Consider the following 12978-nt stretch of genomic DNA (forward strand, 5'->3'; position numbering starts at 1 on the left):
AAGGGATGGATATATGTCAAATGAATTGTATAATGGAATCATAAATCTTTTGGAAAATGGAAGGAATGAACTGAAAAGATACAATTTAAAAGAAAAATCGATTTTGTTATTCCTGGGTGCTTCAGGGGTTGGAAAAAGCACTTGTATCAACTATTTAAAAGGTTGTGATATGGAAGAAAAAACAGATGCGGAAACTGGACAAGTGTACATCACAGCTAAAGATTCAGCAGTTGATATTGGTAATGGTGTATATTCTAAGACTTTATGCCCAGAAGTTGTAGATATTGAAAATAAAGCATTTTCTTTATGCGATTGTCCTGGATTTTTTGATAATCGTGGAGCAGAGTATATGATTGCAGGAGCAATGCTTGTAAGAGAAACTATATCTGCATCTTTAAAAGTAAAAGGTATAGTAGTCATTTTAGACTACCAGTCTTTACTGGACTCTAGACATACACTGTTAATTGATACAGCTAAAAACTTAAAAGATATGTTTAATGAATATACACAGTATAAGGAAAATTTTTTCTTTATTATCAATAAAATACCTAAGCCACTTAGTGGTAACGTGACAAAAGAGAAAGTTAGAAATATACTGAAAAAAGTAAAAGAAGACCTAGATAGCCAAGAAAAATATTATGAAGGTTATAAGGAACTGGTATATCTGTTAAATGTGGTACTAGCAGATAATGTTTCTATAGAATTGTGTAATCCACTAGACACAAAGCCAGAAAATCTATTGAGAGAATTAGAAAAACTTCCAACTACTTTCAAGAAAACTGATATGGGATTAATGCTTACTGCTTCTTGTAAAATAGAGATACAAAAAGCTGTTGACACAACATATAAAGAACTAGAAAAACTTCTAGCTCCTTATATAGAAAGTGTAAAAAAGGCGTTAGAAGATTCTATTTCCATTTTATCTTCTATAGAAAATCTAAAAGAAAAAAAATCTCAGTTGGAACAAATGTATCAGAGTTTATGTAAAACAAATAGTATTGAAGAACTTATGGAGTTTGTACAAGGGCTTTTCTATGGTGATGGAGTGCAAAAAGTAAACATATTAGAAAAAATACGCCTTGTTTTAGAGCTAAATAGTTACTGTAAAGAAACTAATATTGTTGGTCTAAGTGAATTATTAAAGTCATTATTAAATACAACACTAGAAGATACATTAAAATGTATTAAATACTGGATAGCAGAGAAGGAATTGGAAGAAGAAGAAGCTGAGAAGCTTCTAGATGCAGAATACAGAAGAGAAAAAATCCAAAATTGTACATATATAAAATCATATGAAAAAGACAAAGTGCTTTCTATATATATTCCTGTACCTAAAGTGAATTTATCAGATTTAACTAAAATAATATCTGGCTATAAACTTAATGAATTATCATCTATATATATGTATGGAGAGTGTGAGCTAAAAATAGATTGTGATATGAAGAAGGATGTTTTCTCAGGTAAAAATATAGTTCTATTAGTTGAAAAATTATGTATACCAAAAGGTTCTTATTCAATTAATGTTTCTGGAAATGATGCAAAAAAATTAGATGGAGAAAGTTCTATTTATAACGGAATGAATGGAAGAGCTGGAAATAATGCAGGAACTTCAGGCGATATTTTAATATCTTTTAAACATATACAAAAAGAAGGCGAACTTAAGCTTTATGCTGATGGTGGACAAGGTGGAAACGGCCAAGGTGGAAAAGTAGGAGAAACAGGAGCATCCGGAATAGCTGGAGCAAATGCAAAACTAGGTTCTAAGCCAGAGAAAAAAGAGTTTAATAAGGAAAAAGGTACAAAATACTATATAGTAGAAGCAGAAAAAGGAAAACAAGGAGATACTGGAGGAATAGGTGGAGATGGTGGAAATGCTGGTCTTGGAAGTAAGGCTGGACAGATTTATCTCCTTGGACAAGCAACAGTACTAAAAAGTTTTATAAGTCAAATAGACGGAAGACATGGCTTAGCGGGAAAAGGCGGTTCTGGAGGAAAAGGTGGAGCTGGAGGTATTGGAGGAATCCGAGGAATTTTTGAAGAAACAATAAGATATATAGGAATTTCTGTTCCAATAGATGATAGTGACAGAAACTATTACTATTTTGATAGATATGTGATAGGGCGTGGTTCAGATAGTGAGGAAACAGCAGATGATGGAAAGGCATTAGATGATCTTTATACAAAACACAAGGACTGGACAATTAAAAAGCTTGCAGACTCAGGTCTAGATGGAGCACAGGGAAAAGAAGGAAATCCTGGAAAGTCATTAGTAGAAAACGAATTGTTAAAGCAAGAGTATTCTCTATCAATGGATACATTTTTCTATCAATTCTTTGAAAGATTTGGTTTTTCTGGAAGTAAAGGATATAGAAATCTTAAACTTTTATGTGCAGTAGGAATTTTAGAAGCTGATATTTTAGAAATTTCGCATATTTATGAGATTTTTAATGCAGTTGAGAAAGTGGAAATGCAGTTAAATAGAGAAATTCTTCAGAAGTATTATAAATTTGATAAGAAAAATAAAGAAGTAATTTCTTTAGATGATATGCATATTAAGAAAGCGTTTTACCAAGAAGCAAAAGAGATTTATGACTACCTTATAAATAAATTGATGCAGTCTAATAGAATAGAAGCTTTTGTAAAAGAAAATCAGAGTTTTAGTGAATGGAGTATGATTTTATTTGCATTAGAACAGAAGGCAGCATTTTACATGCAGATGATAGAGGAAGATGAAATTGGAGGAAATCGTGTTACAGATATTCGAACTCTGACAGATTATCTAGAGAAGACTTTAAAAGAATTGGAACAAGGAAAGAAAGATGAATTAAAAGAATCATATTTCAATACCTATAAGGAAAGTGTTCTAACTCAAATTAACTCAGGAAATCAACAGATAGAAGTTTTGAAAAAAGAACTTGAAAATAAAATGCTTTCTGTTGGAGCAAAAATGAATCTTTTGATTCAAGAAATTCTAAAGATAAAAGAAGATGAAAAAGAAGATATAAAGAAACTAGAAGAAAAGAAGGAAAAACTTCAAGAACAGATGAAAATACAACTAATTCTTTCTGGAATACAGAGTGCATTGAGTTTACTATCATCATTAAGTGGTATTGGTCAAGCGTGCTTAGGAGCTTTTGATAGTGCAAAATCTTTAAAAGAAAATCTTTCAGCTAAGGAAGAAGAGTATCAATGGACTAACAGAATGGTTAATTTTTCAGATTTCAAAATAGATTCTGAAGGTATGAGTTTTGTCCTTGGAACTCAGTTAAATGAAGATAGAAAGAATGCTTTAGGAGCAATGACAAATAAACTAGTCGGTGTTGATGATGGAAAGAGAGAAAATTTTAATAAAATTAAAGAGATTATGACTAAGTCCTTAGATAATAATGACTACCAAGGGAAAGAAAATGACATTGCAGTAGCAAAAAATGGCTTGGATGAAGGCGAATATGAAAAAATATACACAAGCATTCAGAAAAAAGAAATGGGTATGTTGGAAGCAAATTATAGTAATAAACAACAAAAAGATAAATTGGTTGCACTAGAGAAGTGTAAAGCATCTATTGAAAGACAGCAAAAAACAGCAACTATTAAAAATGTATTAAGCATTGGTAGTGCAAGTTGTTCTTTTATTAATACAGCAATTAGTAGTGTTAATAATTGTCTAAATGTAAAAGCTAGCTTTGAAGATAAAATAAAAGTAGTTAAAGATGCGATTAAGTCAAAAGAGGATAATATTAAAAAACTAGATAATTTAAATATTCAGATGGAAGAGTTCAAAAATAAAACATTGAAAGAATCTATTATACCATTTGTAGACGGATTTGATACTACAGTTAAAAATCAGGATATTTTTGAAAATGAAATAAGCAGACTAAAAATGAAAGATGTCCTAACTGAACTAATTAAGAAGTTTGAAATCTTGAAAATGGAAAATTCAGAGGATATTTCTGGGATTTTCAAAAAAGTACAGGATATGATGGATGCTCAGATTATTATTACTGATAAGATTGACAAGAAAAAAGATAATCTTGCAATGGGAGAACTGATTTATCAAATGTCAGACAGTGGTAACCAGATGAATGAGTATCAGAAAAAGCTTATTCATCAAATTGAATTGAATCAGATTAGATATTTGTGCCAATTGGAGGCAGCAGCTTTTCAATTATGGACATTTCCATTTGGAAGCAATATAGTAAATATCTTAAATAGATGTCATGTAGGGATAACAGAAAATGAAGATGAGGTGTTAAAGCAGGCAAAGGAACAAAATAGACAAATTAAAGAGTTTTTAGTTCAAGATACTTATCAATGGCAAAAGACAGATAATCATATTTTGAAAATACCATTAGCAGGAAGTTTAGCAGGAAAATCACGTGTGGGATTTGAAAATACATTTTCTTTATATGATTGTAATGAAGAAGAAGTGAAAAAGCTTTTGACAGGAGAAGAAATTAGCTTTGAAATTCCACTAAATCAAAACTATGATGCAATGAAATATGTGACTATTTATGCAAATATACCTAATCTTAGACGAAATATTTTAGATGATAGTTTAAAAATAAATGTACATATGCATTTATATGATAAAGGATATTTTTCTCTATATGATGATAACAAAGATATGCACTATCAATATGTATTTCCACAAAATTATATCGATATTACACATGGCTTGGATGTTAAATATAAAAAAGATGATGATTCAGATTCAGTAAACTCTATATGGTCTTCAATAGAAGATAAAGGAATAGAAAAGTTTAAAAATGCGGGATTAAACTCTGGTAGAAGCCCATATTCTATGGCTAAGCTTTCTTTGAAAGCACATTTTAATAAGAAGCTTTCTTATGACCTATTGACAAGTGAGCAGAATAAAAAGCTAGAGTCATATTTTGAGAAGAGTAGCAAAGATGCATGGAATCAGAGCATAGAGAGCTTTAAAAAACTTGGATACATTGATAAAAGAGGCGTTTTGTTAAAAAACTGGTCTGAAATTAAAAAGGATATGGATAACAATGGAGAAATTATGAAGTATTTCTCTATATTACAGGCTGATTTGTGGGAAAAAATTATATATGAGCAGATGAGTATACTGAAAGAGAATATACCAAATCTGACAGTTGAGTTTATTGGTTGTGGTATCTATGTAGAGTCTGAATTTAACTATCTAAAACAAAATGAACTAAAATGCTATGAACAGAGATTAATTGAAATATAGCGGTTTTAAGTGAGGTTTAAGGAAGGGTGTTTTTAGTAGTTAAGTAGAAATATTATGGAAATTTAGTCAAAAAAGCACTTTTAAATATTACTGTTTAATTGTTTAAAAGTGCTTTTTTTAATATGAATTATAAATTTTTTATGTATAAATGTGTTATACAAGGAGGGTTAATTGTAGTTATAAGTATTAGGTTTATCTAATAAATTTGTCATACTGTTTAAACTTATTCCAACAGTAGAAGCATTATGCAAAAACGCGGATGTACTTGGTCTAATAAATCCACCTACACCAAGAAAAATCAAACCTAAGTTGAAAGCAATAATAAACTTAGAACTTAAACCAATTCTTTTCATAAGTTTATTGCTAATCTGTTTTAAAGTAATTAAATTATTCAAATTATCTGCTGATATAGTAATATCTGAAATTTCTCTTGCTATTTCAGCACCTTCACTCATTGCAATTCCAACATCTGACTCAGATATAGCAGGGGAATCATTGATTCCATCTCCAATCATAATAACTTTACGACCTTTTAGTTTTTCATCTTTAATAAAATTGGCTTTGTCTTCTGGTAGAACTTCTGAATAATACTCATCCACTCCAATTTTACTAGCTATAGACCTAGCTGTTTTTTCACTATCACCAGTCATCATTACAATTTTTTTGAGTCCATATTCTCTTAAGTTTGAAATTACATCTTTAGCTTCTTTTCGTAAAGGGTCATTAATACAAATAACAGCTGATAATTTTCCTGATATTGCCATAAATAGGTGAGAATATTCGTCTGAAAGATTATTATATTTATACTCCTCGCCATCTGGTATAATACATTTTTCATCTTCAAATACGAAGTGTTTACTACCTATTATAACCTTTTTATTATCGACTTTTGTTGAAATACCATGTGCAATAATATATTCTACTTCTGTATGCATTTCCTTATGACTGAGACCTTGTTTTTCAGCTTCATGAACTACTGCATTAGCTATAGAATGTGGGAAATGTTCCTCTAGACAAGCAGCTAGTCTTAACATATCTTTTTTATTATAATCTTGGAAGGTAATTATATCTGCAACTGTTGGTTGAGCTTTTGTCAATGTGCCTGTTTTATCAAATACAATAGTATCTGCATAGGCAACATTTTCAAGGAATTTCCCACCTTTTACGGCAATATTATAATTGTTACATTCTCTCATAGCTGATAATACAGAAATAGGAATAGATAGCTTTAACGCACAAGAAAAATCTACCATCAAAATAGAAAGTGCTTTTATAGGATTTCTAGTAACTGCATAAGTAAATAGCGTTCCTAAAAAACTATATGGAACCAAGGTATCTGCTAGATGTTCAAATTTTCCTTCTACAGAAGACTTAAGTTTCTCAGATTCTTCAATCATAGTTACAATTTTTTGAAATCTTGTAGTACCAGCTTTTTCTTTGACACACATTACAATATTACCTTGTTCTATTACAGTTCCAGCATAGATGTAAGAGCCTTCTTTTTTATTAACTGCAAGAGATTCACCTGTAAGAGAGGCCTGATTAATCATTGCTTCACCAGATTCAATAATTCCATCTAATGGAATCATATTTCCCATATTTACACTAACTAAATCGTTTTCTTTTATTTCTGAAATTGGGACTAAAATTTCATTATCATCCTTTTTTAACCATACTTTTTCAATATTTAATGACATGCTTTGAGCTAAATCATCTATAGATTTTTTTCTAGTCCATTCTTCTAGTAATTCGCCTATACCAAGAAGAAACATCACTGACCCAGCTGTATTTATGTCTTTCCTAAAAATGGAGATACCTATTGCAGTTGCATCCAAAACAGAAATTTCTATCTTTTTATTTAGTAAAGAAGATATACCTTTTTTGAAATATTTTATAGAGTGAAGTCCTATAAAAAAAAATCTTAAATATTTTGGGAAAAATATCTTAGATACACTCTTTATAAATAGCTTATTTACTAATTTATCTCTGTAGTAATTATTTAACTCTCTACCAGTGTGTTCAGGGACTAGTTTTTCTATTTCGCTATTGTTGAAACTGAACTTAGTGATTTCTTTTATTATATAGTCTCTTTCACCTGTGTAATAAATAACAGCGTCACCAGTTCTATCATAAACCTTTGCTTTGGTAACACCATTTATAGAAGTCAAATAATATAGTAGAGTATCTGCCTGTTTGTTATTCAATTTACCAAGTTGTAAATCAAAACGTATACGACCTCTGATTTCATGCTTTATATAAAGATTCAATTTACTTCCTCCTGATACTATTAATCATAACACCTGATATTATTAACCATAATAATCGTTAAATTTATTCTGCTGTGCAAGTACTATTTTTTTCTACAGTAGTATTTTCCTTGATGTCTTCACATTTAATGCTATCAGAATCAGTATTTTTTTCTACAGTTTGTACATTTTCATCTTTAATAGTTTCTTGTACAACTTTAGTATCTTCCTGTACATTTTTTGTTTTAGATGAAGATAATTCTTCTAGTTCATTGATTTCTTTTGCCTCAGCTAAAATATCTTCCATATTTTCTTGGATTTTAGTAGTTGTTTCAAGAACAGAATCCTTAACTTTCAACGCTCCAGCAGTTGCTTTAGTACAAGACTTTTTTACACAATCACTTGAAAGTATTTTGACACCTACAGTACCTAAAAGTACTCCTCCTAAAAATATCCCTGTTTTTTTCATTTTTAAAATATTCATTTTATCATATCCTTTCATTAAGTTAAATTTTATTTATATATCTTATGTATAAAGTAATAAATGTTAAAAATAGAGCGCGATTTTACAAAAGTAGTATTATATAGTTCTATTATGTTTCGAGAGTCCTATACGCTTTTGTATAATCCTATATATTTTTGTATAGTTTTATGTGTTTTTTATATAGTCTATATAATTCTTTTACATTTTAATAATTCTCTTATATTTTAAAGAATTATCATGTATTTTAGAAAATTCTTGATATTTATTTCGAAAATTAAAAAGTTAATAATAATTGTTATTAATAGAATTGTAAAATCATATGACATTTATTACCATTTATGCAATTAAGTATAGCACGCATGAATGTAACTTTCAACAGAAAATGATAATTTATATCAATTAATCGGCTTATTTTATGAAAAATATTATTTTATCACTACTCAAGGCTCAATTATTGAGAGTTTTATTTGTAACACATTCCTATAAGCATTACATTGCTTAGAGAAACAAACTTATTCTTGTTTATAGTTGATTTTATTATATTAAATCTAATTTTTAAACAATATTTGATGATAGTAGGTAGATATGATGCTGAAAAGAAAATGGAGTTATTAGAATAAAAACACAGGTAAAATATGGGAAAGTATATGTTATAATATTTATAGCAAGAAGATGTAACCTATAATTTAAGAGTGGAGTTCATACTAGGATAAAACCTACTTCCTAATGAAAGGAGGTGGGAAGTATGAATAACTTTTTACTTAATGTAATAGCTGGCGTTGTTGCTAGTTTAATATTTTACTTAATTTGTAAAGTATTTACGAAAGTAAAAAGCCACTCAACTCGTGGCAAGAGTAAAAGTGGCTGGGAATTTGATTTTAAAATCAAGTTCCATAAGTTCAAATAGCTTCATTTAATTATGAACTTCACTCTACGACGAAATAGATTGTAGTTCTTCTTGCTTTTATTATACCACAAATTGGTACAGATATTCAAAAACAATATTTTTACTCTTATAGAAATTTGTTAAGTATAGTTATCCTTTTATGAGTGCATTTTCGATTGCTTTTTTTATAACTTTACTTGAATTTGTTGCACCTGATACAGCATCTACATCTACTTTTTGCTTGTTAAGTACTTTATCAATAACTTTTTCTGTTTTTTTCCTCGTTCATTTTTATGTTCCAAAAGATTAATGTTTGAAATTTTACCACTCTTTACAGTGACTTCTACTTTAGCAGATATGATATTTATATTACATTCTCCAACATAGGTTCCAAGGTATGCAAGTCCTATCAGCAAAACTATAACGATAATACAATAAATGATTTTTTTCTTGCTTACTTTCATTTCTAATATCTCTCAATTCTTTTAGTTAGAGTATTTGGTAATTGTTTTGAATATCTTTTGTTTTAATTTAATTTCAGATATATTCAAATATATAAAGTAATAATGTCTATTATAAGAAATTGTATAGTTGTATATTTGTAGATTTATCTTATCTATTTGGGAATAGAGCGATAAAGCATATCAAATCCGTGTTTAAGAAATTCCTGTTTAGAAAGTTTTACTTCTTGTTTGATATAAGCTTCTTTATTTGGTGCTGTCTGTATAATGCCAGATAACATTCCCAACAGTGAAAATATAGTAGGCATAATTTCAATATCTTCTCTAAGCTCACCTGATAAGATACCAGCCTTTAGTAACTGTTTTATTTTCTCATTGATTTCTTCACCAACACGGAAGGTTTCTTTTTCCCCAGGTGGGTAGTCTGTATTTTCAAAGTCAATGTTGATTTCATCGAGGGCTATTTTAAAACTTATTGCATAGAAAAACACCAGAGATATGACAATGTAGTGTTTATCATTTTCTGGTGCTATTTATATTAAATTATTTTAAAATTCTAACACTGTCGTTTTCAATTAATATTGCTTGATTATCATTAATAGCTTTTAATTCTAAAGTTTTAGAATACGCATTTACTATTTTTTCTACAGCTTTTCCAAATTCTCAATTTTGGAAATGTGGTACTACATAAAAATCAATTGAATTTAAGCTAGAATAGTCTTTTAAGTAGGGCGCTTTTTCTATATAGTCTATTTCAGATGAATATTTATTTTTTTATGATATTACAAATATCTGGAATATAAAGTGTTATATATAGTAGAGCAAATAAAGTTGTTAATAGGGGGTTAAGACCTAAAACTAAGCTGATTCCTATATCAATAAGCAATCCTATTGTAAATTTGACACCTTTATTAAGTTTCAATCAAATCACCATCCTTTTATTTTTTATTACCCAATTTAACTAAAAATAGTTGATTTTTATAAAAATTATTGATGTATAAAATTACTATCTTATAAGTTAATAGTATATTTAAACATTATACATGTCTATATTATTTTAAATATTATATATGTTTATATTATTTTTCTTATAAAACAATAAAAAAAGAAAAGACATTTTTAAAATTTACCTAAGAAATATATAAAAGAAATTTATAACTTAAAAAGTCATGAACTTGAAAAATAAGAGTTTGATTTTAAAACATATGTAAAATACAAAATATTGAGCTAAATACTGAAGAAATAATGATAATTATGCTGTTGGAAAATTATGTAAAATAATGGTAAAATATAGTTTATAATAGAAAAATTGATTTATATTATAATTATATTTATTTTTTTGGATTTATGCACTTAGAGGATTCATAATTTATGCTGATTACTACTAAAAGTGCATATATAATATTATGTTATAAGCTTTCATGAACTTCTATTTGAAAGGGGAGATTACAAATGGATAAAAGATATTTGGAATCCAGTGTATTTGAAGCTTTTCAAGACAGACTTTCTTATGTTTTCAGTGAATTTGATTATATCTATGTATCTTTCAGTGGAGGAAAAGATAGTGGTCTATTATTGAATTTAGTTTTGGATTATAAAAGAAAATATAATATAAAATCCAAAATAGGAGTATTTCATCAAGATTTTGAGGCTCAATATAGTATGACAACAGAATATGTTGAAAAAATGTTTGAAGACAATCTTGAAGATATTGAACCATATTGGGTATGTCTGCCAATGGCTACGAGAACAGCTGTAGGTAATCATGAAATGTTTTGGTATCCATGGGATGATGAGAAAGAAGAATTATGGGTAAGAAAAATGCCAGACAAAGAATACGTAATAAATCAAGAAAATAATCTTTTTACCTACTATAAGTATAAGATGAAGCAGGAAAGTTTGGCAAAGCAATTTGGTAGGTGGATGAGAAACAAGCATAAGGGTGCAAAAGTTGCTTGTTTACTTGGAACAAGAGCTTCAGAATCCTTACAACGTTATTGTGCTATTGTGAATAAACAGCATGGATATAAAGGAAAGTGTTGGATAACAAAGGAGTTTAAAAATGTATGGACAGCATCTCCTTTATATGACTGGGGACTAGAAGATGTTTGGGTAGCCAATTATAAATTCGACTATGAGTACAATAAAATCTATGATTTGTTCTATAAAGCTGGATTGCCTCCAAGAAAAATGAGAGTAGCATCTCCTTTCAATGATTCAGCAAAAGAGAGTTTAAACTTATATAAGATATTGGACCCAGAAGTATGGGTGAAATTGGTTGCTAGAGTACAAGGGGCTAATTTTACTTCTATTTATGGAAAAACAAAAGCTATGGGGTATCGTAGTGTAAAGTTGCCAGAAGGACATACATGGAAAAGTTTCACTTATTTTCTGCTTGATACACTACCTGAAGATATAAGAAATAATTATATTAAAAAATTTTCAACATCTATCGACTTTTGGCATAAAAAGGGTGGTGGTTTGCCAGAAATCGCTATATGTGAGTTGATAAGAAAAGGGTATAATATAGAAATAAATGGAATTTCTAATCATACAAAAGATAAAAAAAGTAGAGTCGTATTCTTAGGAGATATACCTGATGACACAGATGATATTAAATTTACTAAAGATATACCAAGTTGGAAAAGAATGTGTTATTGTATTTTAAAAAATGACCATATGTGTAAGTTTATGGGATTTGGTCCTACAAAAGAGCAAAGAATGAAAACAGAATACATTAAGAAAAAGTATGAAAAATTTTCTAAGATAGGAGTTAAGATGCTATGAAGTATAAAAGTCCTGTATATGAAATCATCGCTGTCCCAATTGAAAAGATAGAATCTAACGACTATAATCCAAATGCAGTAGCTCCACCAGAAATGCAGTTGCTGTATAAAAGTATAAAAGAAGATGGATATACAATGCCGATTGTCTGTTATTATAATCCAGAAAATGACAAATATGTTATTGTAGATGGTTTTCATAGATATCGAATAATGCTTGAAAATAAGGATATATATGATAGAGAAGGTGGAGTACTTCCTGTTTCAGTAATTGATAAATCACTTGATGAGAGAATGGCAAGTACTATTCGTCACAATCGTGCAAGAGGTTCACATAATGTGGATTTAATGAGCAATATTATAAAGGAACTTTGTGATATTGGAAAATCTGATAAATGGATATCAAAGCACTTAGGGATGGATATTGAGGAGATTCTTAGATTAAAGCAAATAACTGGATTATCCTATTTATTTAAAGATAAAGAGTTTGGACGTGCATGGATTCCTTTTGATTCTGATACTAAACAAGATAATTAAAAAGATATGTTTTTAGTATAAACACTATAGAAATACTATTAACCTTTTTGGAGCAGTGTTTTAAAGAACTATGAAGAAGTGTTTTAAAGAAATATGAGGCAGTATATTAAAGAAATATGAAGCAGTATATTAAAGAAAATATACTTGAGTTTAAAGCTTTTGAATAAATACAAGTATTGAGAATAGAGTAGTGTAAGATATAAATTACATAATATTAACAAAGAAAAAAGAGTAGGAGGATATCCTGCTCTTTTTCTTTGTTAGTACTGATTAACTTTTTTCATTTATGAATAAATAGTATATTTTAATAAAAAAATTATAAGTGTTATAAAATTGTTATTTTTTCATGTTAATCTTCTTATA

General features: G+C 28.7%; 9 protein-coding genes. 4 read left to right on the forward strand and 5 right to left on the reverse strand.

Annotation, left to right across the window (positions count from 1 at the left end; all coding sequences use genetic code 11):
- Window positions 1-13 precede the first annotated feature (13 nt).
- On the forward strand, window positions 14-5218 hold the full coding sequence (locus IC219_RS06840) for a GTPase (protein ID WP_227831359.1): 5205 nt from the start codon (window positions 14-16) through the stop codon (window positions 5216-5218).
- A 167-nt stretch (window positions 5219-5385) separates the two neighbouring features.
- On the opposite strand, the gene IC219_RS06845 is transcribed toward IC219_RS06840, so the two are convergent.
- The gene (locus IC219_RS06845; protein WP_227433579.1) at window positions 5386-7485 is read right to left on the reverse strand and encodes a heavy metal translocating P-type ATPase; all 2100 of its coding nucleotides are present in this window, start codon (window positions 7483-7485) and stop codon (window positions 5386-5388) included.
- Between the two features lie 64 nt (window positions 7486-7549).
- Entirely contained in the window at window positions 7550-7948 is a 399-nt protein-coding gene (locus tag IC219_RS06850) for a DUF6110 family protein (RefSeq protein WP_227433578.1), read from the reverse strand.
- A gap of 745 nt (window positions 7949-8693) precedes the next feature.
- Here IC219_RS06850 and IC219_RS06855 point away from each other — a divergent pair.
- Window positions 8694-8855 carry a type I toxin-antitoxin system toxin gene (locus IC219_RS06855; protein ID WP_227433577.1) on the forward strand — a complete coding sequence of 54 codons (162 nt, stop codon included), beginning with the start codon at window positions 8694-8696 and terminating at the stop codon, window positions 8853-8855.
- Between the two features lie 129 nt (window positions 8856-8984).
- Here the strand turns inward: IC219_RS06855 and IC219_RS21980 are convergent, their stop codons facing one another.
- The 3 genes from IC219_RS21980 to IC219_RS06865 form a co-directional block, all read right to left on the reverse strand.
- A complete protein-coding gene (locus tag IC219_RS21980; RefSeq protein WP_227835506.1) occupies window positions 8985-9095 on the reverse strand; it encodes an FMN-binding protein in 111 nt (36 codons plus the stop codon).
- Window positions 9065-9298: a hypothetical protein gene (locus tag IC219_RS06860; RefSeq protein ID WP_413926928.1), complete on the reverse strand. Its 234-nt coding sequence runs from the start codon at window positions 9296-9298 to the stop codon at window positions 9065-9067. Before IC219_RS06860 ends, IC219_RS21980 begins: the two co-directional genes overlap by 31 nt.
- Before the next feature lie 152 nt (window positions 9299-9450).
- Window positions 9451-9786, reverse strand: coding sequence for a hypothetical protein (locus tag IC219_RS06865; protein WP_227831358.1), 336 nt, complete (start codon window positions 9784-9786; stop codon window positions 9451-9453).
- Window positions 9787-10747: 961 nt separating this feature from the next.
- Here IC219_RS06865 and IC219_RS06870 point away from each other — a divergent pair.
- Together IC219_RS06870 and IC219_RS06875 are read left to right on the forward strand one after the other, a co-directional pair.
- Complete coding sequence (locus IC219_RS06870; protein WP_227433576.1) at window positions 10748-12082, forward strand: phosphoadenosine phosphosulfate reductase; 1335 nt, start codon at window positions 10748-10750, stop codon at window positions 12080-12082.
- Complete coding sequence (locus IC219_RS06875; RefSeq protein WP_227433575.1) at window positions 12079-12615, forward strand: IbrB-like domain-containing protein; 537 nt, start codon at window positions 12079-12081, stop codon at window positions 12613-12615. The genes IC219_RS06870 and IC219_RS06875 overlap by 4 nt, the downstream gene beginning before the upstream one ends.
- Window positions 12616-12978: the final 363 nt, after the last annotated feature.

The sequence above is a fragment of the Clostridioides sp. ES-W-0018-02 genome, from assembly GCF_020658175.1.
Lineage (GTDB): Bacteria > Bacillota > Clostridia > Peptostreptococcales > Peptostreptococcaceae > Clostridioides.